Source organism: Streptomyces decoyicus, from assembly GCF_019880305.1.
Taxonomy (GTDB): Bacteria; Actinomycetota; Actinomycetes; order Streptomycetales; family Streptomycetaceae; genus Streptomyces; species Streptomyces decoyicus.
On record NZ_CP082301.1, the window covers coordinates 487,540 to 513,938 of the forward strand.

Genomic DNA, 26,399 nt, shown 5'->3' on the forward strand with positions numbered 1-26,399 from the left:
GCACTTTGTGCCCGCAGTGACGGATGAAAGCACCCCGGGCCGCACCTCACTGGAACAAAGCCGCCAGAAATGTAGCCAGCGGTATACCCACCACATCGGTGGGCATGTCAATGAAACTCTGTCCATTAACGGCGTGCGGGTTCACCATTCAGTACAAGGCGGCACTGTCATCTGGTCGACCAATTACGGCGATGTCTCCATGTCAAATGGATACAGGTTCACCGGCAAGATATACGCGAACAGCATGTGAGACGACTACAACCGCGTCAAGCTACTTGCATTCAATGGAGGAGGTCCCGCCTCGGTTTCCGAGGTGGCGACTCCCCCAAGCTGTGACCCACCAGGCAGCCCATCGTGGCCAGTCGCCGCGATGGCTAGCGCGAAGACCATGGACTTCCTCACCCCCGCGGCTGCCGAATGTCTACTGATCGGGTGCGGTGCGGACATTTACAGTGACAAGATTTACACCTTGGAGCCGACTCGACGAAGCTATCCCCAGTGAATTTGAACGTTATTCTGATTCCGTCCCAGGCGGTAGCCTGAACAGCGGGATTCGCATGTTCAATAACATCCCGTACCTCCATGAACCCATAGACTCGAAAATGGGCACCCGCGTCGTAGCCGTGAATATGGATAAAGGGAAACAGCTGGGGGTGAGGCCCCCCGAGGGCTCCTCGGGACGACTGACAGCGGCCGGCACGTCGGGTTTCCGTCGGCAGCTACCTGCCCCTCGGGCTCGGCTGGTCGACACCCTGAGCCACGGAGGCGACCGGGGCTTGCTCCGGACCTCCAACCCTCAGGCCCTCCGCCTCTCAGGCGGGCAGCGGCAGGCCTGGACACCCCTCCCCGACATCAGGGACATCGGGTGAATTTACCTCTTGTCCGATATTGGGCGGTTGCGTGTATCGTCCTCAGAGGCAGTTCCCGCACGTGATGGAACGGGGAGACATGATGAAGAAGATCATCGCGATAGTGTTCGCCACCGCACTGTTCGGCGCCGGAGGCGCCGGCATCGCTTCCGCGGCCCCCGCGTCGCCGGGGCCTCCACCGGGCCGTGACACCGTCACCACGACGTTCCACTGCCCCGCCCCGCGCGGCACCTTCACGATCACGGCGGACCCCTGGGTCATGGGCCAGTACGAGTGGTATTACGGCGAGCACGGCTGCACGTACTCCTCGTAGTCACCTTCGTCGCAGTCACCTTCGGCGTAGCCATCCTGCTCGTAGTCACCGATATCCCGCGGTCACGCTCACTCCCTCGTCACGGTCATCTGCTCGCCGAGGCCCCTGTGGCCACCGGGCCCGGCCCGGCCAGTAGAGTCCTGCCTGGCACGGAGGGGGAGGGGGACCTGCGCGATGACGGACATCCACGCGGTGGTGGCGCGGTTGCGCCAACTGCCGGACGTCTCCGGTGGGTTGGTGGAGTTGGAGCCCGGGATCGACGACGCCCGGATGGACTCCTGGCCGGTTCCGGTGCCGGAAGAGATCCGCGTGCTGTTCCGCTCCGTCGGCGGCATCCGGATCACCGTGTGCCGTTCCGTGGTGAACGGACATACCTCGGCCGAGCACGTCGACTTCACCGAATCCTTCAACAACGGTGAGTACCTCGGGCACGACGTCAGCTGGTACCTGGAGCACGCCGGTGGTCCGGGCAGCCACTGGTTCGTCCACCTGGACCACGGCGACGGACACTTCTATGTCGACGTCGACCGGGAGACCGGTGCCTGGGGCCCGGTCTTCCAGTTCTGGGACGCCACCGACACCCGCCGGCTGGCACTCTCGCTGCCCATGCCTTCGGGATGGCGTTCACCGACCGGTGGTGCGAGCCGGCAGGGGATCCGGTACCGGTTGCGCCCGTCCGTGCGACCGACGCCAGGTCGGCCGACGACCCGGTGCTGCGAGAGGCGGCGGCCGGACTGCCGGACGACGCATTCCTCGCGGATCTGCGGCCGGTCGCCGGAGTTGCCGAGGTGCTGTTCGACCTCCCGGTGAGTTGCCGCTACGCACGGCGGCACGGCGGGGCCGTCCTGACCGCGGTGCAGTGGGACGGCGAATAGGCCCGAACAACCCTCCAGGTCAACCCGGTTAGCGCGCTGAGAGCGCGCGGATCGTTGACTCCGCAGCTGCCAGGTCGACCGCGTCGCTTCCACCGGGGCGGCGAGGTCACCGCAAACGGGAGAAGCGGACCCGGACACTCCCGGGCGTTTTCCGGCCATTGGTCGACGCAACTGTCCCGAATGGTCATGAATACGGTAGGAAGGTGCCGGTCCGCGGAACTTCCCCAACCGGTACCGGAGGAAGTGCATGAAGGGCATGGACGGTACGTGCACGACGCTCAGTCGGCCGCAGCGGCAGCACGGCCGGGCAGTGCCCCACCGCAATGCCGGTTACCGGAACCGCCGTCCGCGCCGCGTCGGCCCGGGTACACGGCACACTCGCGGCCTGTTGGCGCACCGAGACAGGGCGCCCCGCCCGACCGGCGGGCCTACCTGAACCGTCCGTTCGCGGACGGATGCGAATCGTCCGGATGCCCAGGGCGCCTTCCCCCTGACCTCCCGCACTGATTCCTTGAAAGCTCCCGCACGCCATGCCACGCCTCTCCCATCCACGCCCCTCCACGTCACGTCACGGGACGGGACGGGACGGGACGGGACGGAAGCCTATGGAAGGCCATGGGACGTCGAGTTCACGGCTCATTCCAGTACTGACGGGGGCGTTCCAGTTGCTGACGGGGGTCGTTCCAGTGCTGACGGGGTCATTCCACTGTTCTCGGAAACGGAGACCATGATGCGAAGACATATCCGTACCGCGGTGGCGGTTGTCGCGACCTCGTTCCTCACACCCCTGCTGACGGCGAGCCCGGCACCGGCCTCACCGGCCCGGCCCGCCGACGGCGTCCGTACGCCCGCGGACTGCCGGCCCGCCCTCCAGGTCCTGGCCTCCCTGCCCGGTTCAGGAGGCAGCCAGGTCAAGGGACTCGGGACGAGCGCCCTGGCGGTGGGGTCATCGCACGAGCTGCCCGTGTACTGGACCGGTACACGGGTACACCGCGTACCGCTGCCCGCCGGGTTCACCGGCGGTGAGGTCGCGGCCGTCAACGCGAAGGGGCTGATGGTCGGATCTCTGCACGGCCCGGGCCGTACCGCGGCCTTCAGCTTCCGCGCGGGGGCCCGCACAGTGACCCTGCTGCCGGAAGGGGCGCACGCGGCGGACGTCAACGACCGGGGTCTGATCGTCGGCGACGGGGGCAAGGGCGGCGCCCTCACCGGTCTCGAATGGGACGGCGCCCGGATCCACCGCCGGCTCGCGCCGCCGGCCGGATACTCGCTCACGTCGGTGACCGCCATCAACAACGCAGGCCAGATCGCCGGTTCCGGCGAGTCCGTCAAGGACGAGGAGTCGTGGTCGGCGGGTCTCTTCTGGTCCGCCCGGAGCAGCGACGCGGCCGTACCGCTCCAGCGGTTCTGGCCCGCGGGAGTCCCCTACGACTACTGGTACCCGCGGGACATCGACCGCGCCGGACGGATCGTGGGCACCCACGACTTCACACGGCTGGACACCCGGACCCCCACTCAGTGGCTCCCCCCGTACACGACCGAGAGCGAACCGGGACTGCTCGGGGAGCGCACCAGCGGCACCTTCGAGGCCATCAGCCCCACCACCAACGTAAGTGTGGGCACCGCTCTGGACAGCAACATGGTCGGACCGTTCCCGCCGGAGACGGCGCCCCCGGCACAGGCCCAGATATGGCCGGGTACGGGCCCCCTGCTGGCACTGCCCCGGCTCTCCCCGAAGGGCGCCTCCGAGGCGTACGCCGTCAGCGACGACCAACGTGTCGGCGGCTCCGCGGTCGACGCCGCATCGACCCCCCGTGCCGTCATCTGGACCTGTGCCCTGCGGCAGGCGTACCGGCCCTGACTCCCGATGCCGGTATGCCCCCTCCGGTGCCGTACGTGACAGCCGGGAGCATCCCGGCGGATGGTCCCGAACCCCCTACTCGAAGGCCTTCAGGGTGTCCTCCCCCTGGGTCCAGAGGACACCGAGCCTCTGGCGCGTCAGGAGCCAGCCGTTCGGACCCCGGCTGAATTCCCAGTCATAGGGGCCGCCCATCGAGTAGGGGGAGGCGGCCTTCCCGGCTTCGGTGACAGCGACGAACCACATGTAGCCGATGCCGGTTGCCCGGTCACCCGCTACGTCGAAGTGCATGTTCAGGATGTGATGCTGCATGCTCGGGTAGGCCGATTCCGCTGCTTCCACCGTCGCGCGGATCGCGTCCTTGCCATAGATCTTGTCCCATGGCCCGAACTCCAGCACCGCATCGTCGGCCCAGCATTCGATCCAGGTCTGCCAGTCCTTCTGGTCCAGTGACCGCCACCCCTGGATCATGAGGGCACGCAGGGCTTCCTTGTCCTCCAGGTCCCGCAGTCGTCGCACGAGGCTGTCGTAGTCGGCGGTAGTGGGCGGCATGGCTGCTCCTTTCCTTCCGGGGTGGGTCACTGGGCGCTTGCGGTGGGACGGACGACGATTTCGTTCACGTCGACCTGCGACGGCTGTGAAACGGCGTAGGCGATGGCCTCCGCGATGGCTGCGGCGGGCAGTGCCACGGCGCGGTAGGTCTTCATCGCCTCCCTGGCCGCAGGGTCGGAGATGCTGTCCGCGAGTTCGGACTCGGTCACGCCGGGAGAAACGAGGGTGACCCGGATGTCCCCGGCGGACTCCTGGCGCAGTCCTTCGGAGATCGCACGGACGGCGAATTTGGTGGCGCAATAGACGGCGGCGGTGGGCGAGACCTCGTACGCGCCGACGGAGGCGATGTTCACGAAGTGCCCGCCGCCCTGTGCGCGCATCACGGGCAGGGCGGCGGCGATGCCGTGCAGGACTCCCCGCACGTTCACGTCGATCATGCGGTCCCACTCGTCGGTCTTGAGCGCTCCCAGCGGGGAAAGGGGCATCAGACCGGCGTTGTTCACGAGGGCGTCGATCCGGCCGTACTCGCACACCGCCGCATCGATGAACGCCTGCATGTCTGCCGCGTCGGTGACATCCAGCTTTCCGAAGGCAGCGGTGTCGCCCTCCTCCGTGATCTCTTCGACCAGTCGCTCCAGTCGGGCGGTGCGGCGCGCGCCGAGAAAGACCCGGTGCCCGTCCGCCGCCAGTCGGCGTGCGGTCGCCTCACCGATACCGCTGCTCGCACCGGTGATCGCTACAACCTTGGCGATCCGTGCCATGGCTTTCCTCCTTGAAGAGAACGAAGTGCCGGCCCGTGGTGGAACACACCGTCACGTGCCTCTCAGCTCTCCGGAGTCTGGGCGGCAGCGGAAGAACCGGCCAGGCAGGGCTGTTCCTGGGTACGGCGCACACAGGAACACGAAACGAGCACCGGCCAGCCGCCCGCCCGCCTGTGGCAAGGCCGCGAGCACAGCCCCACGCCCACAGATCCACGATGCGCGCAGCGGCGCCCTGCGCCTGCACCACGCGGCGCATGTCCCTCGGTCTCGCTACCAGCTGGCGCGGCAAGCGTCCAGTGGTGGAGTTGTCCGCCCTGTCGAGTGAGCCAGGTGCCGTGCCGATCGGGGTCCTCTCCTCGCTGACCCCGGCAGCGACCCGCTCACCTCCCCCATCGCCGTTCCCCCGCGGATACCCAAATTGTCGCTATGCGGATCGATCCACCAGGTCGACCAGCTGTACCAGGCGCTCCAGCACGACAGGACAAGCGTGGCTCCATCGGGCTGCCAATGCTGGGTCACGCCGGATGCGACGGAGGCCACCTGTCGGCGTGCATGAATCGCTCATGACCGCGATCGTCGCACCTCCCCCGCGTCGGAGACTCTTGGTGGGCGTCTGATGGATCACCTGGTCCTGAGGAGGTTTGCTGCGATGTACGGGGCCCGGCTTGGTAGCTGGGGCGGTCCTGTCGAAGCCCGGTGGTCGTCCGCCGTGGCGCCCGCGTTGCCTGGAACATCCCGCGCCGACCGGTTGTAGCCTCAGCCCTTATGAGTTGGCTGCCTGAAGACTTCGTCCACCCCGTCCACGTGCCCGTGCCCCACACCGCGCTCCACCTGCGGCCGATCCGGGAGGCGGACACCGCGCTCGACTACCCCGCCGTGATGGGCTCCCGAGAACGCTTGTGGGAGCTCTTCGGCCCGGCCTGGGCTTGGCCCAAGGAGACGATGACCTACGAAGAGGACCGCATCGACTTGCTGCGGCACGAGAAAGAGATAGCCGCGCACCAGTCGTTCAACTACGCGCTGCTGGACGAGGAGGAGACGGCGCTCCTCGGCTGCGTCTACATCGACCCGCCCGAGCGCACCGGCTCCGACGGAGAAGTCTCGTGGTGGGTGGTGGACGACCTGGCCGGCGGCGAGGTGGAGCGTGCGCTCGACACGCTGGTCCCGCAGTGGATCGCCGCCGACTGGCCCTTCCAGCAGCCCCGTTATCTGGGCCGCGACATCAGCTGGCGGGACTGGCTCGCGCTGCCGCGCGCCTCGTGACACGTGGGAGGGGGTGCCTGGATCGTGTCGTTGAGGGGCGCCTCATCGTTGCCTGAATGACGTGCCGTTGACGGACGCCATGCCCAGTGGGCGTGCAGCGAGCCGTTGCTCCCTGACCGGTCGCCGTGTCGCGGCGACCGGTGGAGCGAGCAGTCTTCCTCTGGACCAAGTGACCCGGCAGTCAGGGCCCAGGAGGAAGTTCACCGCTGCCGGGGACTGCTGGTCGCTGGCCGAGCTGCATGCCTGGGCAGTCCGCTGCTCGCGTCCAGATGGACACGGATTCTGCGTGGCGGCTGTGCACCCGCGGCATCACACCGGCCACCGCGCTCGCCCGCGCCCACATCGACGGCGAACGGCAACTGGCCGAAGCCGCCTGCCAGATCGTGTCCATCGTCTATTGAAACCCGGCGCCCTACCCAGCCCGGCCTCCGCGTCAGGCGGACGCACTCACCGCCACAACCGGATTCCAGCGACGGTCACGTTCCGCCGTCGCCTTCCGGTGGCTTAGCCCCCACCCCCTGAGGGCGGCCATCTTCGAGCCCGCCGGTGTGGGTGCAGCGGCGCCAGGACTCACTCTCGGCCAGGTGGCGAGATCCCCTCGCTGCCGCGCCTGTGATCATCTTCACTCGGTGTGGCGCTTAAGAGATGTTTTCTTTACATCCGCAACAAGTGTTCCCTTTGCGGCACTCGCCGCGCCGATTCTCCTGCGGGCATTACAGAAGGGCGGAGATCGTCCTTCCAACCAGGCGCTGGGAGGGGTTTGTTACGCCCGTCTGCCGCCACACCGTCAGGTCCGGCCCGCGCGCAGCCCGGACGACGCTCCCCCATCCAAGATCCACAAGTGATCGGTTGGCGATACGTTCACACCACCGAGCGTTCAGCTCGTCCGCGGCTACGAGCAGCGCGGCCACTTCTATCCCGTTCGCGTCGTGTTCGCGTCGTGTTCGCGTCTTGCTGGATCCGTTTCCTTGTCCAGCCGCCTGTGAACACCCCGCGAGTGCACGCCTAGCGCATGTACACCGCAGGAGAGGATGAATCATGAACGACGTTGTCACTCCCACTCCCGTAACACACCTGAAGAGTCAGGGATACATCCACGGAAAGCTCAGCACGGAGCTGGGTGCTCAGTTTATCCAGAGCGCCGAATGGAAGCAGTTCACGGACAGTTGGAACAACCTGAGCCAGGACGGCTATATGGCCGATGGCGGCACCTATCGTGAGCGCCGCTACTCGGAGGTCTCGTACGACACCGCCGCCGGCAGCATGACCTTACTCCCTCACGTGCCCTACTCCCAGACGATGGAGGTCAACTATCTGAACGGGGGAATCGAGCGGCACTTCGAGCCCTTCGAACCGCATGTCGCTGACAGTCCCGTCCTGCGGTCGGTCTTCCAATGGTGCGCCGACTCGCTGTCGCAGACCGTGGGAGAAGCCACCTGGAAGATTCAGACTTTCCAGAACCGCATCCTGGCCCGGAGCGATGAAGACGGACAGCCCACGCCCGAGGGGATGCACCGTGACGGTGTCGACTTCGTGCTGACTTTGCTGATCGAGCGGAATTCCATCGACGGTGGAGTCAGCGCGGTCTACGAGGCGCAGACTCGAGAGTGCCTCCAGGAAGTTGAGCTTTCCGATCCGGGCGAGTTCCTGTTCGCGGATGACGAGCGGCTCCTGCACAGCGTGACTGCGCTCACCCCCGCTGCCGCCGACGGCCGGGGCCACCGGGACGTTCTGATCGCCATGTTCACCCGTACCGAGAGCTGACCAGGGAACTACCGTGATACGAGAACAGATCATCCGTTCCTTCCGGCAGCTCACACCCGCGGTCCTGGATCCGAGCCGGCCCATCGTCACCTTGTTCAGCGGTGGTTTGGACAGCACCTACCTGCTGCTCCGGTTGAAGCAGGCGGGGTTCCGGGACATTCACGCGGTGAGTGTGAATCTCGGCGAAGACGAGAGCAGCGAACACAAGCAGCGCATCGCGGATGAACTCGGCGCCCGCCTGCACATCATTGACGGACGCCAGGCGTTCGTGGAGGAGTTCGTCCGGCCTGCGATCGCAGCCCAGGCGGTCTACCTCGACACGCACCCGGTCAGTTCCACACTGAGCCGCCCCCTTATCGCGCGTCTCGCCGTGGGGCTGGCCGAGGAACTCGGGGCCGTAGCCATCTTGCACACCGCGAACCGTTCGCAGAATACGCTGCGGCGGCTCAACGGAGCCCTCGCTCTGCTCGGTTTCTCCGGTCCGTACGGCAGCCCGTACGACCTCGACCCGGTGGACCGTGACCAGAAGATCCAGGAACTCAAGGCGGTGGGCCTGGACCAGATGAGCGAGCGCATCGTCTCCGGTGACTCGAACCTGTGGTGCCGTGAGTTCGAATCCGGCATTCTCGACGATCCCGAAGACCACGCGGTGCCCGAGCACATGTATCAGTGGAGCGCCAGGCAGCCGGAGTTGTCCGGTGAGACCCTCGAAGTGCACTTCCGTGAGGGCGTACCGGTGAGTGTCGACGGGGTCGATATGCCGCTGCCCGAACTCATCGCCGCGCTGAATACCCGCGTCGGCGCGTACGGGATCGGCCGCTACAGCGGTCTGGAGCATCTCGACAACGGCGAGAAGGTCCTGGAGATCAGGGAGATGCCGGCAGCCTGCCTGCTGCTGCGCACCTACCGGCATCTGGAAACCGCCGTCCTCGAGGCCGAGACGATGCGCGAGAAGATGCATCTGGAGCAGCTGTGGGTGCGTGAATCGCTGGAGGGCCGCTGGTTCGGCGAGCTGCACCAGGCGCTTCAGTCCTTTATCGACACCTGCGCGGTACGGGTGACTGGATACGTGCGTTGGAAGCTGACGCCGGGTGGGGCCGAGACCCGCTCGATCACAGCCGATGAGCCGCGCTATCTCCGCGACCGCGAGGCCTGGGAGAAGTTCTCGATCCATATCGAGAACGCTCCCTATCAGCTCGTCTGAGAAGTCGGCCCGGTGCGGTGGGGGTCCGGTCGGAAACGGCGACCGGACCCCGACCGCACTTCCGCATCACGCCCAAGCTCCCTGTGGCTAGGCCCGATTGCGTTCTGCGGGTTCGCGGTCCAGGAGCTCCGGTGCCCTTCATGAAAGAGCGCAACCATGCTCGCAAACCCATCACGCATCCGGATGGTGGACCTTCTTCTGCTGGCGGTGGCCGCCGTATGGGGCTCCACCTATCTCGCCGCGAAGGAACTCGTCACACCCAGCACCGTCATTGCCATTCTGGCCCTCCGGTTCGCGGTTACGGCGGTGGCACTCCTGCCTGTCTGTCTCCGCAGACTACGCGCGGCCAGGCGCGATGAGGTGGCCACGGGGATGCTCCTCGGCGTCATCCTGGCGGTGGTCCTCCTCTTCGAGACGTTCGGCATCGCTCACACCAGTGCGACAAACGCTGGGCTCATCATCAGTCTCACCATTGTCATGACCCCCATCCTGGACAGCGCCGTAGGCAGGTCCTGGCTCCCGCCGCAGTTCTTCATCGCCGCCACCGCGGCAGTCGTCGGCGTCGGCCTCCTGGCATCCGGAACCGGGCTGCGCCCCCCGACTGCGGGAGACTGGCTGGTATTGGCTGCGGCGGCGGCACGTGCCGTTCACGTCACGGTGATGCACCGGAGGTCGGCCCGGAAGCAGTACGACTCGCTCAGCCTCACCTACGTGCAGATGACGACAGCAGCAGTGTTGTTCTGCGCAGTCAGTCCGCTGGTAGGGGTACCCGCATGGACTGTGACCTCCCGGCTCGACCCCGGTCTCTGGGCCGTCCTGCTGTACCTGGCACTGATCGGCACGGTCTTCGCTTTCTTCGTCCAGATGTGGGCAGTGCGGAAAACCTCGCCGTCCCGGGTCAGTCTGCTGCTGGGCACCGAGCCCATTTGGGCTCTCCTGGTCGGTGTCGTCCTCGGCGGGGACCGCCTGGGGATCTATGGCGCGGTGGGTGCCACCCTGATCCTTGTGGGAGCCGGGTGGGGGCAGCGCATTGAAAGGCAACACCGGGAGGCAAAGGAGAGGAACGCATCCGCCGCACTCGCCGCAGGAGTTCCCGAGCCTGTAGGAGAAGGCCGGCCAGTCGAAACGGCACACGGCACACCGCGTACTGACAGCTCATATTGAACCGACACGTACCGGCCGGGCCCTCCCCACGTGGATCCGAGGGCCCGGCCAGGTCACCCAGGCAGCCGGCTGATTGCCCCGCCGGGCAGGGTCTGGGAGCGGCTGACGCAGTGCCGTGCAAGGCTGACGACGCCTCGGCTCATGACCGCCCGCCGAACTGCCAGCCGTGGACCTCGATATCGGCGTACCGGTCGGGGGTGAGAACAGTGCGCGCCGTGTCCGGGTCCGGCGCCCGCACCAGCGCCGCCGTGCCCAGCCAGGTGGCGCCGTCGTCGGAGAGCAGCGGGCGGGCGTGAGGCGCCGCATCGAGTTCGGCGAGCGGGCGGGGCTTCCCTGCTCCGGCCGTCGGCCGCTCGATCGGCGGCCCACTGCCCTGCCCTGCGGACCCGTAACTACAGGTAAGTGATCAGTTTCACGCAGTGTGGGGCTCCACCAGCGGTCCATGCAGGCCGCCCGGCTGTCATCATCCCTAGCGACGCGGGCCTCAGTTGGTTCCGCAGAGACTTCAATGACGTAAATGGCAGCGAAAACAGGGGTGTTGGCGTGAGATTAGCGTGGTCGCGGTGGGTTGCGCCGAGGCGGGCGGGCACCGGCGCGGATTCCGTTCCGAGTGGGCCGGGGGTGGCCCGTCGCTCGTGGGCGGCGAGGCGTGTCGCGGCGGTCGGCGCGGTCGCCGTCCTCCTCGGCCAGCTCCTCGGCGGACACCCCGCCGCGGCGCAGGCCGGCTTCTTGCCGGGATCGGCGTTCCCCCTCGTCCTCGACGTGGACCTGACGCCGAATCCGGTGTGCAGCGGACCGGTACGCGGTCGGGTGCAGGTGTACGACCCCGCCGCGGCGAAGGCCGGAGCCACCGTGGAGTGGCGCGTACGGGCCGGTGTAGAGCAGCTGGCCGGCGGGCACCTCGCCATGGCCGGCCATGGCGGCACGGCGGAGTTCAGCATCCCCTTCGACCGGGTGCCCGCAGCCGAGACCGCCCTGCAGGTCGACGCCCGCATCGCCGCCTCGTCCGGCCATGGCCCCGGCCACTACGGCAAGGTCTGGCGGGACACGGTACGCCGGGGGTGCGACCCGGTGCGGGTGGCGTCCGTCGGTGACTCCGTAGTCTGGGGGCAGGGCCTGGACCACGATCAGAAGTTCCCCTACCTGACGGGTCAGTTGCTCGGCCGTGAGACGGGCCGGGGCCATCAGCACATGGACTACTCGATCTCCGGCGCGGTGCTCGACGCACCCGAGCTGCCCGCGGGCAACGATGACGCGGCCTGTCTGCGCACCACCGAGAAGCAGGACCCGGACGGCGACGGGGAGATGGAGTTCGGCGAGGTCACCCAGCAGATGCCGGACGTGTTCTGCCAACTGGAAAAGGCGGGCGCGCAGGCGCGGGCGGGCGGCTACGGCCTCGATCTGGTCGTGATCAACGGGTGCATCAACGACCTCGATCCCTTCTTCGGCATCGGCGTCGGCATCACCCCCGGCTCGAAGAACCTGCCCGAGGCAGTGCGGCGCGAGTGCTCCGGCGTGGGCGCGGCAGCGGAGAACCCCGCCAAGGACGTGCCCTACTTCAGCGGTGCGAAGGTCGGATACGGCGGACGCGGGATGCAGGCGGCGATCGAGAAGGCTCACGCCCTGCCGGGGCGGCCGAAGGTGATCGTGGCCGACTTCTACTACGCGCTGAGCCGCAGCAGTTCTCCGATCCCCGTGAAGACCTGTTCGACCCCGGGAGTCGCCGGTACGCGGCTGACCTCCTGCAAGGGCGCCCTCGGCAGCGTGGCCGAGCGCTATGAGCAGTACACCCAACTGGCCAACGCGGCCTACCATCAGGCGGCGGCCGCCGCCAACGAGTCGTCCAAGGACGGTCCGTATGCGGTGGCGGCCGATGGACTGTTCACCGTGGACAATGCCCTTCTCACCAGGGACTCCAAGGTCTGGGGCACTCCGGTGACCGACCCGGCGTTCCCGCTGCGCACACGGGCCTGCCCCGAGCTCAGCGCGACTCCGGCGCAGTGTCTGACCGCGGCCGTCGCTCACCCCGACATCGAGGGCGCCCGGCAGTACGCCGAAGCCTTTCTCCTCAACCCGAGTGTTCGCGAGTGGTTCCACCTTCCCCGGCAGGGGCCCCGGGCGCAGCTGAACGTCCCGGAGAGCGCGCACGTCGGCAGTGAGGTGCGTATGTCAGTGACGGTGGGTGGAAAGCCGCCCGCCCCCCGGTACCGCTACCACTGGTACTTCGGCGACGGTACACAGCGGGAGACGAGCGAGGCGGACGTCACCCATGCGTACGACCGTAAGGGACCCTGGCTGTCTCGGCTCGTGATGACTGGCCAGGATGGGAGGAAGGTCCTGGTAGAGGCCGCTCGGGCCATCACCACGGACTGACGGCTCCGCGCAAGGGGGGCGGCTCGCAGGTGCGGGCCGCCCCTCGGCATGAGCGCGCCGACACCGATCACCGACCAATGAACACTGACCACCGACCAAGGACCGCTGACCGCTGACCGCTGACCGCTGACCGCTGACCACCGAGCACCGAGCACTGGGCACGGTCTCGACGCGCCACCGAAAAGTGACGTTTGCGTTGTCGGTTTCCTTCCCGGGTTATGGAAATGTCAGCGCTTCTACGCGCTCCCGGACCTCGCTAAGGGCTGTCCCGTAATCCCTGGCGGGCGCACGACGACAGCTACGGCACCTCGCCGCGTTGTCGGAACATCCGGATACACCCAGTATCCGGACGTCCCTCCGCCTTGCGATGCACCGCATCTGACGCCGTGCGCTGATCCACCAGGGATTACGGGACAGCCCTTAGGCGGGGCGTCTGCGCACGGTTGTGAACGCCGTGCTTCACGCGCATGACAGTGAATTCGGAATGTGAGACGCATCCGGAAGATGCGTTGACGTGGCTGATTTTCGCTGCCAATCTCTCGGGTGTGAGCCAGTCCGAGAAATTCGCCGCACGCCTGCACGTCGATCTACGACGCCAGGCCAGCGCCATCTGTGCCGCTGGTAGCTGAGGACCGTCCAGTAACCCTGCCGACCGGTGCCGTCTCCTGACTCCACTCCTTCCACGGTTCGCGTTCACGCCAGGCCGCTGATGCGGCCGGCAACGTGTCACGCCTGCTGATCCGGTCTGTCCGCGTCGTCGGACAGCCCGTACGGCACGCCTATCGGCACCATGGGTTTCTCGCCCGCTTCCGTGAAGAGCGGATTACTCGCCGGCCATTCCCGGCGAGGGCCTATCCCCCGCTGGGTGTTTTCCTGCCCTGCTCAAAACCCGGGCGCGCAACTCTTCCGGCAATCCTCTCAGCGGGTCAGTCAGTCCCGCTCTCTTCCAGCAGCTCAGGAACGCACTCCGGCCGCTCCAACGATCTCGAACAGGACCTTCCCATGACCACGCTGAATGCATCGACCCGACGAAATTTCCTCACTCTGCTCGGTCTTTCGGCGGTCGCGGTGAGCTGCGGTACGACTGCGAACGGAGCGTCTTCCGGCAAGGGGCAGACCAAGACGCTCCGATATCAGGGCTGGGCGGGCCAGGTGACGTTGCCGGAGCTGGCTGAGGATCTCGGGTATCTGAAGGACGTGAAGCTGAAGTGGGTCGGCAACACGACCAGCGGCCCGCAGGACATCCAGTCCACGGCCACCGGCCAGACCGACTTCGGCGGGGCGTTCAACGGCGCGGTCGTCAAACTGGCCGCAAACAAGGCTCCCGTCAAGGCTGTCATCAGCTACTACGGCTCCGACAAGGACGCCTACAACGGCTACTACGTACTCGATGACAGCCCGATCCGCTCGGCCCGTGACCTGATCGGCAAGAAGGTCGGGATGAACACCCTCGGAGCCCACGCCGAGGCGTTGCTCGACATCTATCTGGAGCGGGGCGGCCTGTCCCCAGGACAGGCAGGCAAGGTCGAACCGCTGGTGGTGCCGCCTGTCAACACCGAGCAGAGCCTGCGTCAGCGCCAGATCGAGGTGGCCGTACTCGGCGGCATTCTGCGTGACAAGGCCCTGGCGAAGGGGGGAATCCGCCGGCTGTTCACCGACTACGAACTGCTCGGCGCCTTCAGCGCCGGCACGTATGTGATAGCGGACCGCTTCCTGCAACAGAATCCCGACACGGCGCGGACCTTCGTCACCGCGGTGGGGCGGGCCATCGAGTGGTCCCGGTCCACTCCGCGTGAGGAGGTCGTCGCCCGGATGACGGACATCGTGAAGAAGCGCGGACGCAATGAGGAGGTAGCGCCCCTTAGGTACTGGAAGTCGTACGGCGTCGTCGAGACCGCTGGCCGTATCAAGGGCAAGGAACTCCAGCTCTGGATCGACTGGTTGGCCAAACGCGGCGACATCGAGAAGAGCCAGGTGACGCTGTCCGAGCTGTACACCAATGAGTTCAACGCCCATAGCGGAGGCGGCGCCGGCCTCCCGTCCGCTGCATCGTCCTCCACCCCCTCGTCCTCCGCCCCCTCGTCGCCCTCCTCCCCCTCGCTGTCCGCCTCCCCTTCGAAGAGCGGGAGGTGATCCCATGCCGGAATCGATCACACCCAAGATCGCGTTCGAGGGCGTACGCAAGGACTTCACCGTCAAGGACCGGGCGAGCAAGGGCCGGTCGGGCAAGGACAAGGATCGCGCGGGGGAACGGCGGGCACACGAGTTCACTGCCCTCGACGGCATCGACCTGGAGATCGCGGCGGGCGAGTTCGTCGTCCTGGTCGGCCCCAGCGGCTGCGGGAAGTCGACTCTGCTGGATCTGCTCGGCGGTCTCGCCCGCCCCACCGGCGGGCGGATCCTGCTGGACGGCGAGCCCGTCACCGGCCCGGGTCTGGACCGCGGCATCGTCTTCCAGCAGTACGCTCTGCTGCCCTGGCGCACGGCACAGGGCAACGTCGAGTTCGGCCTGGAGGCCACCGGGGTGCCACGGCACGAACGCGCCGCACGGGCCGGGGAGTTCCTGGACCTGGTCGGGTTGTCCGGGTTCGAGAACCGCCATCCGCACGAGCTGTCGGGTGGGATGCGGCAGCGGGTCGCGATCGCTCGCAGTCTCGCCTACGACCCCGATGTGCTGCTGATGGACGAGCCGTTCGCCGCGCTGGACGCCCAGACCAGGGAGTCGTTGCAGGACGAACTGCTGCGGATCTGGCAGCGCACCGGAAAGACGGTCGTCTTCATCACGCACGGGATCGAGGAGGCCGTCTATCTGGGGCAGCGGGTCGCCGTCATGACCTCCCGGCCCGGCCGGATCAAGGAGGTCGTGCCGATCGCCTTCGACTCCCGCACGGCGACGGACGACCTCCGCTCCAGTACCGAGTTCGCACGCTACCGGCACGAGATCTGGTCGCTGCTGCACGACGAGGTGGCCAGGGCCCAGCAGTTGGAGAAGGAGGCGGTATCCGTATGAGCCCCGCAACCGGCACGAGCACGCCCACCGGCACCGGCACCGGCACCGGCACGAACGCGGGCAGCAGAAGCAGCACCAACACCCCAACCGGCACGACGGCCGGTACGGCGACCGGGAAGACCCTTACGCCCGGCTCGGCGAGCATCGCCGAAGCCACCGCAGCTGCCCAGGCCCCTTCCGTCCGGGCCCCTTCCGTCCAGTCCCCGTCCCTCCCCTCCTCCGTGCCGCCCCCGGCACCACCCCCGGGCGTGCGCCGAGGCTCCGGCCCGACGGCGCGCTTCCGTCGGGCGGCCGGCCGACTGCCGTACCTGCTGCTGAAGGGCGCCACCAAGTCCGCGGCGGTGGTCGCCCTGCTGCTCCTGTGGGAGGCCGCCCCTCGACTCGGTCTGGTCGACCGGACGTTCCTGCCGCCGTTCAGCGAGGTCGCCGGTGCCTGGTGGGGGCTGGCGGCCGACGGCCAACTGGCCGACAACACGGGCGCCAGCCTGGTGCGGTCGTTCAGCGGATTCGCGCTGGCCGTGGTCGTCGCCGTTCCGCTCGGTCTGCTGATCGGCTGGTACCGGCCGGTCGCCGACCTGCTCGGTCCGCTGCTCGAGGTGTTCCGCAACACGGCCGCGCTCGCCCTGCTGCCGGTGTTCGTCCTGCTGCTGGGGATCGGCGAGACGTCGAAGATCTCCATCGTGATGTACGCGTGCACCTGGCCGATCCTGCTCAACACGGTCAGCGCCGTACGCCACGTCGACCCCACGCTGCTCCGCCTGGCCAGGTCGATGGACCTGTCCGCGCCACACCTGTTCCAGAAGGTCATCCTGCCGTCCTCGGTACCGGTCATGTTCACCGGCATCCGGCTGGCCGGAGCAGCGTCGATCCTGGTGCTGGTCGCCGCCGAGATGATCGGCGCCAAGGCCGGTCTGGGCTATCTGATCAACGCCTCGCAGTACAACTTCGCGATCCCGCAGATGTACGCGGGCATCCTCACGATCTCCGCCATCGGCGTGGCCTTCAACCAGTTCCTGGTGACCGTGGAACGGCGGCTCAGTTCCTGGCGCGTCCCTGCCACCGGCTGACCTCGGACCGCCCGGGAAAGGGGGGCTGCGCCTCAACTCACCTCACATCTACGGCAATTGACTAACCATCACTCACCTGAACGGAGAAACCGCACATGACCGCCACCGGCAGCAGCACCAGCTTCGACATCCGCAGGATCGGGGGACGCATCGGCGCCGAGATCATCGGTGTGGAGCTCACCGCCGACCTCGATCCCGCCCTCGTCACCGAGATCAACTCCGCGCTCCTGGAACACAAGGCGCTGGTCTTCCGTAACCAGCAACTCGACGATGCCGGTCAGCTCCGCTTCGCCTCCCTCTTCGGCGAGCTCACCACCGCGCACCCCACCGTCCCTTCCGTCGACGGGCAGCCCAACATCCTGCCCGTCGACGGGGACGAGGGCATCCGGGCCAACCGATGGCACACCGATGTCACCTTCGTCCGCACTCCCCCGAAGGCGTCCACGCTGCGCAGCATCGTGGTCCCGCCCTACGGCGGCAACACCCTCATCGCCAACACGGCCGCTGCCTACCGCGATCTTCCCGAGCCGCTGCGCGAGCTGGCCGACAAGCTGCGGGCGGTCCACACCAACGGCTACGACTATGCCGCGCCGAGGAGCGAGAAGGCCGCCGAGCACCGCAAGCGATTCGTCTCGCGGAAGTACCGCACCGAACACCCCCTGGTTCGTGTTCATCCCGAGACCGGGGAACGGGGGCTGTTCATCGGCGGCTTCGCCCAGAGCATCGTCGGCCTCGGCCCGTCCGATTCGCGCGACCTGCTGCGCCTGTTCCAGTCCTACGTCACCCGCCCCGAGAACATCGTGCGGGTGGCCTGGACTCCCGGCGACCTCGTCCTGTTCGACAACCGCATCACCCAGCACTACGCCCCCGACGACTACGGCGATCTGCCGCGCCTGCTGCACCGGGTGACCGTGGCCGGCGATGTCCCGGCCGGTATCGACGGCAGGCTCAGCCACGCCGTCGAAGGCGACGACGCCACCCACTACACACCCGCCGCCGCCTGAGTCCGCGCGTCGGGGCGGAGACCGGCAGGACCGGTTTCCGCCCCGGCACATGCCCTCCTGCACGCACCCGAAGGACGTGCCCCCCACGCGTCGAGGAGCGGGAGCCGCTGGTGAGCGAGCGGCTGGTCCGGTCTGCTCCGTCCGCGTGGGAGGGGTCAGTGGGCGGTGAGGCCGCCGTCGACCACCAGCTCGGTACCGGTGACGAACGAGGACTCGTCGCCGGCCAGGAAGAGCATGGCGGAGGCGATCTCGTCGGCGCGGCCCGCCCGGCGCATCGGGGTACGCACGATGTCCGGCTGCTGGTCGCCCTCCTCGTCCAGGAGGTCCTGGATCATCGGCGTGGCAATGACACCGGGGTGGAGGGAGTTGACCCGTACTCCCTGACGGGCGTACTCGACAGCCGCGGTCTTGCTGAGCAGGCGCACCGCGCCCTTGGATGCCTGGTAGGCGGCGGCTGCTCCGCTTCCCACGAGGCCCAGGACGGACGAGGTGTTGATCACCGAGGCGTTGCCGCCGGCGCGCAGCAGGGGCATGGCCGCCTTCATCCCGAGCCAGGTGCCTTTCTGATTCACGTCGATGACGCGGTTCCACGTGTCTTCCTGGGTGTCCTCGATGCCTGGCCAGTCCAGGATGCCCGCGAGGTTGACGAGAATGTCCAGGGTGGCGAACCGCTCGCGGACGGTGGTGATGACCCCGTCCCACTGCCGTGCGGAGGAGACGTCCAGGCAGGCGGACATGACGTCCGCGCCGGTTTCCTCGATCTCCTCCGTGAGTGCCGTGAGGCGCTCCTGGTGGACGTCTGTGACGACCAGTCGCGCGCCTTCGCGGGCGAACAGCTTGGCGGTAGCTGCGCCGATTCCTCCCGTCGCACCGGTGATCAGCGCGACCTTGCCCTCAAGTCGTTGTCCCGTCATTGCGGTGTCGTCCTCTCTCTCGATCAGGCTTCGCCGGGCAGTACCGACCCGGCGCTCGAACGGGGCGGTCCGTGCCGGGGCGGTCCGTGCCGGGGCGGGTGGCAGTGAAGCGGCCGCCGGCGACGACGGCATCCCCGTCGCCTCCATCGCCCCTGTCGCCGACGCCCCGTCGCCCCTATCGCCACCGAGTCTCGACGCCACACAAGCCACTGACCAGGGACGTTCGCTTCCTGGGTGCCACACACCCAGGCAGCGCACCGATCGACTGCTTAGCCTGGGGGCATGTCCGACAACGTCCTGGGAGATTTCCTGCGCGCCCGGCGCTCCGGCCTGCGGCCCGAAGACATCGGCATGGCGAGCTACGGCATGCGGAGGGTCGCCGGGCTACGCCGTGAGGAAGTCGCGGTTCTGGCCGGAGTGAACGTCGACTACTACACCCGCCTCGAACAGGGCCGGGAACGGCATCCCTCGCCCCAGGTCCTCGACGCCCTGAGCCGCGCCCTCCACCTCGACACCGAGGCAGGCGCCCACCTCCACCGGCTGGCCGGCACCGCGCCAATTGACCGCTCGGTGCCGCAGCGGGACGCGGTCAGCCCGGCGCTGCGCCAGCTCATGGACGGCTACCCCCACACCCCGGCCTTCGTCCTGAACCGCACCCTGGACATCCTGGCCACCAACGCCCTGGCCGACGCCTTGTACGCGCCCTTCGACCCCGCGGACAATCTCGCCCGTATGACCTTCCTCGACCCGGCCGGCCGCGACTTCTACACCCGCTGGGACTGGACCGCACAGGTCACCGTGGCCAACCTTCGTCAGGCGGCCGGTTTTGAGCCCGGCAATCCCCGGCTCAACGTGCTCATCGGCACCCTGACCGAGCAGAGCAGCGCGTTCGCGGCGCTGTGGCAGGCCCACTCCGTGCGCGGCAAGACCCGGGACGCAAAGCAGCTCAACCACCCCGAGGTCGGACCGCTCACCCTCACCTACCAAGCCTTCGACGTCCGCGACGCACCCGGCCAGCAACTCGTCATCTACCACGCCGAACCCGGCAGCACCGATGCCGAAGCCCTGTCCCTGCTCGGCGCCATCAACGCCACCCGACGGCAGACAGCGCCGGACCCGCACCCGTAGAACGAACGACCCCGCCACGAGTCGCAGTCGTCCGGCAGGACAGGCGTACAGCTACGAGCCGGTCGGGGCTCCGCCGCGCTCGCTCGTTCTCCGGCGCTGCGAACCCCGCCGTGGTCATCGGCCGGACACCCCCCTAGGGTGAGACCTCGGAAAATCTGGGGGAGCTTGATAGGGAGCTTGATGGAGCCGTTGGAAGCTGCGGACCCACGGGCCGCCGGACCGTACCAGCTGATAGGACGTCTGGGCTCGGGCGGGATGGGCCGGGTGTTCGTCGGAGAATCCGTGACAGGGCGGCGGGTTGCCGTGAAGCTCGTACGGGAGGATCTGGCGGCCACGCCCGGTTTCCGCGACAGGTTCCGGCGCGAGGCCAAGCTCGCGATGCGGGCGGGCGGCTTCTGGACCGCGCCGGTCGTCGACGCGGACCCGGACGCCACCATGCCGTGGATCGCAAGCCAGTACGTCGACGGCCCCTCGCTCGCCGAACACATCGTCCAGCAGGGCCCGTTGGGCGAGGCCGAGGTACGCAGGCTCGGCACCGGGCTGGCCGAGGCAATCGCGTCGTTCCACCGGGGCGGCCTTGTCCACCGCGATCTCAAGCCCTCCAATGTCCTGCTCGTCGACGACGGTCCGAGGGTCATCGACTTCGGCATCTCCAAGGCCCTGGAGACCACCGGCGGTACCGATCTGACCAAGGCCGGGACCGTCCTCGGCACACCTGGCTTCATGTCGCCGGAGCAGGCGCTGGGGCAGTCGGTGGGCCCGCCCTCGGATGTCTTCTCGCTCGGTTCCCTGCTCGTCTACGCGGCCACCGGCGCCGGCGCCTTCGGTGACGGGCCCTCCCACGCGCTGCTGTTCCGGGTGGTGTACGAGGCACCCGATCTCGGCGCGGTGCCGGACGGGCTGCGGGGGCTGGTGCAGGACTGTCTGCACAAGTCTCCGGAGGCCCGCCCCACCGCCGATGCGCTTCTCGCGCGCCTCGCGGGCGTACCGCGGGCGGCGGTCCCCGACCCGCGCATCGCGCCGAGGACCGTGCCGACGACCGTTTCCGACGCGGATGCCCTGGCGGCCACCGGGCCGCAGCGAGGGAGCTCGACGGCCACGACCGAGCCACCCGAGCCGTCACCGCGCCGGCACCGGCCGGTTGCTGAACCGCCGGCCGCCCTCCCCACCTTCAGCGTGGAGAAATGGGGCCTCGCGGCGTGCCGGCGCCGCATGCGACGGCCGGCCGTGTCGGCGTTGACGGTCGCCGGCTTCCTGCTCTTCATCGGAGTGCTGGCCGAAGGGGCCCCGGCCGCGTTCGCGTTGCTGTTCCTCGCCATGCTGCTGCACCTGCTCTACGGGCTGAAGGTCTCGTTGCCGCTCCTCAGGCGCAGGGCACTGCGGGTCGGAGCGGACGGGCTCTTCGTACGGCACGGCCGACACACGCTCACGGTGCCCTGGCGGGACATCTCCTCCGTCACACTCACCGGAAAGCGGAACAGGCACAGCATCGACCTGACGGCGGCCCTCGAAGAAGGAACGGACACCCGGGTCCCCTCCCCGTTCCACGCCGGGACGGGCGTGCTGAAGTGCACGATCGTCTCCTCCGCGACGAACGAGACGGGCGCCCGCCTGGACGGCCTCGATACCGCACTGCGGCACTTCGCGGGCAGCCGCTACCAGTCGCTTCCCGTCGCGGGCTGACGACGCCGTACGGCCAACGGTGAGTCATGCGGCGCACCGTGGCCCGGTGGGCGGAAGCCGCGCCGGGCCACGGACGACAGTCGCGAGTAGCCGGGGCTCCTGGGAGGGCGCGCCGGCGCAGGCGGCATGGACCGTTCAGGCCGGCACTCAGCGCCACCAGACGCGGAGCTTGGTGGGCAACGACCTCAGGGCGTCCAACTCAGCCGCCGGCTCGGGCGCGGACACCTCGCTCCGCTGCCCCTCCACCAGCGGCGCGGAGCTGTAGGTCTTGCGCAGTGAGAAGTCCCAGCCAGAGCTGTCCGCGGGAGCACGTCCGGCCGTGACCTGCAACCGATGGAGCTCGTACCGGATCATGGCGGACGCCGGACCGCCGAGACCGGCCCCACGTTGTCCCACGAGGTGTGCAGCCGTGCTTCCGCGCAGACCAAGTCGACGAGTGAGGCGGCGGTCTCGCGGTCGGCGGACACCGCGGCCTGCTTGATGTCGAGCCAGGCCCACGACGTTGGTCGGCACGGGCCCTGCGGCGGCAGCCACGGAGCCCTGCGGCGAACTCTGATCCATTTGGTTGTCCACCGGGTCACTCCAGGGCGGGCATCGTTGGCGGGCCGCCGAGCGGTCACCAGTTCCACTCCACAGAAGATCGCTTCCTGGTCCGCCGCCGGCGACCGCCCGCCCACTCGTGAGCAGGGCGAACGTTGCCTGGTGCGGTGCTAGGACGACGGGTCCCTCCGGACCCGCGTCCTCACCCCGGGCGGCAGCAACTGTTCGCGCAGCGCCGTCAGTTGGTGTGAGGTCTCCACCGCGCGGGTCTCGTCCAGCGTGGTCAGGGCGAGCAGCAGGGCGTCGGCGATGACCAGGCCGGTCAGCGACTCGGCGGTGATGCCGGTGGGGGTGTGGGGCGCGGTCAGTACGGCTTCGACGCGGCCCTCGAAGGTGTGGCCGAGTTCATCGGTGACGAAGACGACCTTGGCGCCGACCGCGCGGGCCCGCTCGACCAGCACGGTGAACTCCGTCAGCGGGCGCCCCGGCTGGAAGACCACCACCGCGTCGCCGCGTCCCAGTGGCAGCAGCGCATCGGCGAATGCGAAGCCTGTCGCGCCCAGGAAGCGGGCCCGGCGGCCGGTGCGGGCGAGCATCAGGGCGAGGTGCCGGGCGGCGATCTCGGAGGCTGCGACGCCGTAGCAGAACACCTCCCCGGCCGGGGCGAGCGCGGCCACCGCACGCTGGAAGGACTCGGCGTCGGTCAGCCGCCGGGCGTGCCCGATCCGTTCCGCCGCCTCGTCGAAGACGTCGTCCCAGATGCCCGCGAGGTCCTTGCCGACATGGGCGATGCGCTGCCGCAGCCGGACCTCGGGGGCGACGGCGGTGGTGAAGTCGGTGGTCAGATCGCGCTTGAGGGCGGGCAGGCCCGCGTAGCCGATGCGCTGGAGGGCGCGTACGACGGTGGCGTTGCTGGTGCCGCTGGCGGTGCCGAGCTCCTGCGCGCTGGCGAAGAGCAGCTGCTCGGGCTCGGCCCCCACGAGGTACTGGGCCACTGCGCGTTCGGAGGTGGAGAGCTCGTCCCAGGCGTCACGGACGGCGGCTCGCAGCCGCGTCAAGCCGGTGCCCTCGCCCGCGGACTCTTCTGGAATCCCCATTACAACCCTTGACTTTCATGAGACCGGCATTACTCTCCTGGGCAACACGTTCCAAGAGACCCACTTGCTGAAATCGACGTTACAACACCACGCGTCCCGGCACCGGGTCCTGCGCAGGGAGAGACATGGCACAGCGCACCCTTCCGGTCATCGAGATCGCCGGTTCGCCGGCCGAGCGAGGCCGCCAGTACGGCGAGGCGGTGCGCGACCGCATCCACGCCGCGACCGCGTACTACGAAGCCGCCTTCGGCGCCTCCAGCGGGCTGACCTGGCAGCAGGTCACCGCCCGTGCCGCCCGCTGGCTGGCGCCGGTCCGCGACTACGCGCCCCACCTGGTCGAGGAGATGCAGGGGATCGCCGACGGCGCGGCCGTCGACCTGCTCGACATCCTCGCCCTCAACGCCCGTGGCGAGGTCATGTACGACAAGTCCTTCGCCAAGATCAGCGAGGCGGCCATGGCGGACGACGAGGAGCCCGCCGAGGGCTGCACCTCCTACGCCGCCTACGGGGAGGCCAGCGGCGACGGCCATGTCTACGCCGGGCAGAACTGGGACTGGCGGGCCGGCGTCGCCGACACCGTCGTGCTGATCCGGATCGTCCAGCCGCCCAAACCGACCCTGATCATGCAGGTCGAAGCCGGGCAGATCGGCCGCCAGGGCGCCAGCTCGGCCGGTATCGCGCTCAATGCCAACGGGCTCGGCGGGCGGTTCGACGACGCGATCGGACTGCCGCAGACCGTCGTACGGCGCAGCGTCCTGGACCAGGTCAGCATCACCGACGCCCTCGAAGTGCTGTGCCGCACCCGCGCGCACATCGCCAGCAACGCGCTGCTGACCTGTCGCGAGGGATTCGCCGTCGACCTGGAGACCACCCCGGCCGGGCACGGCTGGATGTACCCCACCGACGGGCTCCTGGTGCACGGCAACCACTACCAGGCCGGCGTGCCGGCCGAGCTCGCCGCCAGGTACCGCCCGGTGTCGTCCGACTCCCTGCTGCGGGTGCCGCGCGCCGAGGCCGGGCTGCGGGCACTGCGCACGTCCACCGGGCCCGACGAGTCGCGCAAGATCATCCGGCAGGCGATGTCGGACCACCTCGGCCACCCCGAGTCGCTGTGCACCCACCCCGATTCCCGGAAGCAGGCACTCCGGCACTGGACGACGCTGGTCTCCTCGTGCGTGGATCTGACCAGCGGCGAATACCACGCCACCGCCGGCACCCCCTGCGAGCACGCATACCAGCGGGCGCCGTGGAACCTCTACGACGGACCGGGGGCCCACCGATGAAGCGCACACCGGCCACTCCCCTGCTGGCCGCGGCCGTCGCCACCCTCGCCCTGGGGGCGGCGGGGTGCAGCGGCGCCACCAACGCCCTCGGCGGCGGCAAGCCCCTGAACGCCGCCGACCTCAAGCTCACCCCCACGACCGCCCAGGCCACCGGCCGGCTCGGCACCGTCAACTGGCTGCTGGAGGACGAACCGGACTCCCTCGACCTGGACACCCAGGGCACCAGCGCCGGTCGGACGGTCCTCACCAACGTCTGCGAGCGGCTCTACCAGCTTCAGCCCGATATGTCCGTCCGCCCCTTCCTCGCCCGCAAGGTCACCCGCCCCGATCCCACCACTCTGGTGCTGAGCCTGCGCGACGACGTCACCTTCCACGACGGCGCGAAGATGACCGCCGACGACGTGCTGTGGAGCCTGAAACGGCACGCCGACCCGGACATGGAGCAGGCCGACGAGTTCGGCAACGTCAAGAAGATGGCCAAGACGGGTCCGCACGAGATCACCGTGGTGTTCAAGCAGCCCGACGCCCTCTTCACCAAGGCGCTCGCGGGCGATGCGGGGCTGGTCTACCACCGCAGCCAGGTGCAGGCGGCCGGCAAGGACTTCGGTACCCCGGGGCGCGGCGACGCCTGCTCGGGCCCGTATGAGCTCAAGAGCTGGAAGTCGGGTGACTCGCTCACCATCCACCGCTACGACGGCTACTGGGGCGGCAAACCCCTGACCCGGCAGGTCGTCTTCCGCTGGGCCTCCGACAGCGCCTTCGTCAACGCCCTGACCACCGGCGCCGCCGACGGCGGCTACGCCGAAGCCCCCAACACCGCCGCCGCCCTGGCCGGCCGCAAGGGCCTCAGCGAGCACTACGGCCCCAGCACCGCCTCCCTCGCCCTCATCCCCACCGAGCGCGGCGGCCTCAAGGACCCAGCGATCCGTCGCGCGCTGTCCCTCGCTCTGGACCGCACCGGCATCGCCGCCTCCGGCTACGGCGGCCTCGTCCAGCCCTGGGCGACCCCCGTCGGCTCCGGTGCCTGGGGCTATGCGAAACCCGCCTTCGCCGCGGCACAGCGGAAGCTGAACGCCACCGCCCCCGAGCGGCCGGACGCCGCCGGCCTCGCACGGGCCAGGAAGCTGGTGAAGGAGGCCGGGGCGCCCGCCGAACCGATCGTCATCGGCACGGACGCGAGCCAGGGCCGCACCGTCATCGCCAACGCGGTGCGCGCCGCGCTCCAGCGCATCGGGCTCGCCGGAGTGATCAAGACCGTGCCGACCGCCCAGTTCGAGGAGTTCTACAGCTCCCCGCAGGCCCGCTCGGAGATCGATGTGCTGGTCGGCGACTGGTACATCTCCAAGAGCGACCCGATGGGCTTCTACGACAACGCCCTGTCGGACAGCCCCAACAACTGGGTCGGCTTCAAGAGCCGTTCGTACGACAGCACGGTGCACCAGGCGATGCGCACCCTGGACGACGGTGCGCGCGCCCGGCTCGCCGTACAGGTGCAGAAGGAGTTCGCCGACGCCGCGGTGTGGATCCCCGTCGCGCAGGTGCCTGCCGTGCTCGTCCTCAAGGACGGGCTGACCGGGCCGCCCGCTTCGCAGGCCCACCTCTATTACCCATGGGCCGCCGAGCTGGGTACCGAGCCCGGGTCCGCCCCCTCCCACCAGCCCCCAGGGAAGGACTGAA

The 26,399-nt window shown here is 68.6% G+C and carries 23 protein-coding genes and 1 pseudogene; 18 read left to right on the plus strand and 6 right to left on the minus strand.

Annotated features, from left to right (window positions below):
* Positions 1-948 precede the first annotated feature (948 nt).
* The 3 genes from K7C20_RS02175 (at position 949) to K7C20_RS02185 (ending at position 3,918) form a co-directional block, all read left to right on the plus strand.
* On the plus strand, positions 949-1,182 hold the full coding sequence (locus K7C20_RS02175; protein ID WP_030076270.1) for a hypothetical protein: 234 nt from the start codon (positions 949-951) through the stop codon (positions 1,180-1,182).
* Between the two features lie 174 nt (positions 1,183-1,356).
* Positions 1,357-1,992, plus strand: a complete 636-nt coding sequence (locus K7C20_RS02180; protein ID WP_030076268.1) for a hypothetical protein — start codon at positions 1,357-1,359, stop codon at positions 1,990-1,992.
* A gap of 792 nt (positions 1,993-2,784) precedes the next feature.
* Positions 2,785-3,918 carry a hypothetical protein gene (locus K7C20_RS02185; RefSeq protein WP_160328765.1) on the plus strand — a complete coding sequence of 378 codons (1,134 nt, stop codon included), beginning with the start codon at positions 2,785-2,787 and terminating at the stop codon, positions 3,916-3,918.
* A gap of 75 nt (positions 3,919-3,993) precedes the next feature.
* Here K7C20_RS02185 and K7C20_RS02190 read toward each other — a convergent pair whose 3' ends face one another.
* Both K7C20_RS02190 and K7C20_RS02195 read right to left on the minus strand, forming a co-directional pair.
* Positions 3,994-4,467 (minus strand): nuclear transport factor 2 family protein, encoded by a 474-nt coding sequence (locus tag K7C20_RS02190; RefSeq protein WP_030076263.1) that lies wholly within the window; start codon positions 4,465-4,467, stop codon positions 3,994-3,996.
* A 26-nt stretch (positions 4,468-4,493) separates the two neighbouring features.
* A complete protein-coding gene (locus K7C20_RS02195) occupies positions 4,494-5,228 on the minus strand; it encodes an SDR family oxidoreductase (protein ID WP_030076258.1) in 735 nt (244 codons plus the stop codon).
* A gap of 765 nt (positions 5,229-5,993) precedes the next feature.
* On the opposite strand from K7C20_RS02195, the gene K7C20_RS02200 reads away from it, so the two are divergent.
* The 5 genes from K7C20_RS02200 to K7C20_RS02215 all read left to right on the plus strand — a co-directional run bounded on the left by K7C20_RS02200 (position 5,994) and on the right by K7C20_RS02215 (position 10,623).
* Positions 5,994-6,491: a GNAT family N-acetyltransferase gene (locus K7C20_RS02200; protein ID WP_030076257.1), complete on the plus strand. Its 498-nt coding sequence runs from the start codon at positions 5,994-5,996 to the stop codon at positions 6,489-6,491.
* A gap of 269 nt (positions 6,492-6,760) precedes the next feature.
* On the plus strand, positions 6,761-6,892 hold the full coding sequence (locus K7C20_RS38940; protein ID WP_280922027.1) for a hypothetical protein: 132 nt from the start codon (positions 6,761-6,763) through the stop codon (positions 6,890-6,892).
* A 637-nt stretch (positions 6,893-7,529) separates the two neighbouring features.
* Positions 7,530-8,255, plus strand: a complete 726-nt coding sequence (locus tag K7C20_RS02205) for a 2OG-Fe dioxygenase family protein (RefSeq protein WP_048828765.1) — start codon at positions 7,530-7,532, stop codon at positions 8,253-8,255.
* Positions 8,256-8,268: 13 nt separating this feature from the next.
* The gene (locus tag K7C20_RS02210) at positions 8,269-9,459 is read left to right on the plus strand and encodes an argininosuccinate synthase-related protein (RefSeq protein WP_030076255.1); all 1,191 of its coding nucleotides are present in this window, start codon (positions 8,269-8,271) and stop codon (positions 9,457-9,459) included.
* Between the two features lie 156 nt (positions 9,460-9,615).
* Positions 9,616-10,623, plus strand: a complete 1,008-nt coding sequence (locus tag K7C20_RS02215; RefSeq protein WP_078953489.1) for a DMT family transporter — start codon at positions 9,616-9,618, stop codon at positions 10,621-10,623.
* A 139-nt stretch (positions 10,624-10,762) separates the two neighbouring features.
* On the opposite strand, the pseudogene K7C20_RS39655 reads toward K7C20_RS02215, so the two are convergent.
* Positions 10,763-10,912, minus strand: a pseudogene (locus K7C20_RS39655) (YciI family protein); the annotation flags it as partial.
* Positions 10,913-11,244: 332 nt separating this feature from the next.
* Here K7C20_RS39655 and K7C20_RS02220 point away from each other — a divergent pair.
* The 6 genes from K7C20_RS02220 to K7C20_RS02240 all read left to right on the plus strand — a co-directional run bounded on the left by K7C20_RS02220 (position 11,245) and on the right by K7C20_RS02240 (position 18,077).
* Complete coding sequence (locus tag K7C20_RS02220) at positions 11,245-12,996, plus strand: PKD domain-containing protein (RefSeq protein WP_030076253.1); 1,752 nt, start codon at positions 11,245-11,247, stop codon at positions 12,994-12,996.
* Positions 12,997-13,463: 467 nt separating this feature from the next.
* Complete coding sequence (locus tag K7C20_RS39400) at positions 13,464-13,625, plus strand: putative leader peptide (protein WP_409351296.1); 162 nt, start codon at positions 13,464-13,466, stop codon at positions 13,623-13,625.
* A gap of 373 nt (positions 13,626-13,998) precedes the next feature.
* Positions 13,999-15,129 (plus strand): ABC transporter substrate-binding protein, encoded by a 1,131-nt coding sequence (locus K7C20_RS02225; RefSeq protein ID WP_048829481.1) that lies wholly within the window; start codon positions 13,999-14,001, stop codon positions 15,127-15,129.
* Positions 15,130-15,133: 4 nt separating this feature from the next.
* On the plus strand, positions 15,134-16,006 hold the full coding sequence (locus K7C20_RS02230) for an ABC transporter ATP-binding protein (protein ID WP_030081851.1): 873 nt from the start codon (positions 15,134-15,136) through the stop codon (positions 16,004-16,006).
* Complete coding sequence (locus K7C20_RS02235) at positions 16,003-17,073, plus strand: ABC transporter permease (RefSeq protein WP_209444003.1); 1,071 nt, start codon at positions 16,003-16,005, stop codon at positions 17,071-17,073. The genes K7C20_RS02230 and K7C20_RS02235 overlap by 4 nt, the downstream gene beginning before the upstream one ends.
* A 95-nt stretch (positions 17,074-17,168) precedes the next feature.
* Entirely contained in the window at positions 17,169-18,077 is a 909-nt protein-coding gene (locus K7C20_RS02240; RefSeq protein WP_053210071.1) for a TauD/TfdA dioxygenase family protein, read from the plus strand.
* 155 nt (positions 18,078-18,232) lie between these two features.
* Here the strand turns inward: K7C20_RS02240 and K7C20_RS02245 are convergent, their stop codons facing one another.
* Complete coding sequence (locus K7C20_RS02245; RefSeq protein ID WP_030081857.1) at positions 18,233-18,991, minus strand: SDR family NAD(P)-dependent oxidoreductase; 759 nt, start codon at positions 18,989-18,991, stop codon at positions 18,233-18,235.
* Between the two features lie 282 nt (positions 18,992-19,273).
* Between K7C20_RS02245 and K7C20_RS02250 the strand changes: the two genes are divergently transcribed.
* Positions 19,274-20,119 (plus strand): helix-turn-helix transcriptional regulator, encoded by an 846-nt coding sequence (locus tag K7C20_RS02250; RefSeq protein WP_030081859.1) that lies wholly within the window; start codon positions 19,274-19,276, stop codon positions 20,117-20,119.
* A gap of 255 nt (positions 20,120-20,374) precedes the next feature.
* Positions 20,375-21,802, plus strand: a complete 1,428-nt coding sequence (locus tag K7C20_RS02255; protein ID WP_052414313.1) for a serine/threonine-protein kinase — start codon at positions 20,375-20,377, stop codon at positions 21,800-21,802.
* Between the two features lie 147 nt (positions 21,803-21,949).
* On the opposite strand, the gene K7C20_RS02260 is transcribed toward K7C20_RS02255, so the two are convergent.
* Together K7C20_RS02260 and K7C20_RS02265 are read right to left on the minus strand one after the other, a co-directional pair.
* The gene (locus tag K7C20_RS02260) at positions 21,950-22,156 is read right to left on the minus strand and encodes a hypothetical protein (RefSeq protein WP_030081863.1); all 207 of its coding nucleotides are present in this window, start codon (positions 22,154-22,156) and stop codon (positions 21,950-21,952) included.
* 356 nt (positions 22,157-22,512) lie between these two features.
* Positions 22,513-23,439, minus strand: coding sequence for a MurR/RpiR family transcriptional regulator (locus tag K7C20_RS02265; RefSeq protein WP_048829482.1), 927 nt, complete (start codon positions 23,437-23,439; stop codon positions 22,513-22,515).
* 125 nt (positions 23,440-23,564) lie between these two features.
* On the opposite strand from K7C20_RS02265, the gene K7C20_RS02270 reads away from it, so the two are divergent.
* A complete protein-coding gene (locus K7C20_RS02270; protein ID WP_030081867.1) occupies positions 23,565-24,722 on the plus strand; it encodes a C45 family autoproteolytic acyltransferase/hydolase in 1,158 nt (385 codons plus the stop codon).
* Positions 24,719-26,398: an ABC transporter substrate-binding protein gene (locus K7C20_RS02275; RefSeq protein ID WP_048829483.1), complete on the plus strand. Its 1,680-nt coding sequence runs from the start codon at positions 24,719-24,721 to the stop codon at positions 26,396-26,398. The genes K7C20_RS02270 and K7C20_RS02275 overlap by 4 nt, the downstream gene beginning before the upstream one ends.
* Position 26,399: the final 1 nt, after the last annotated feature.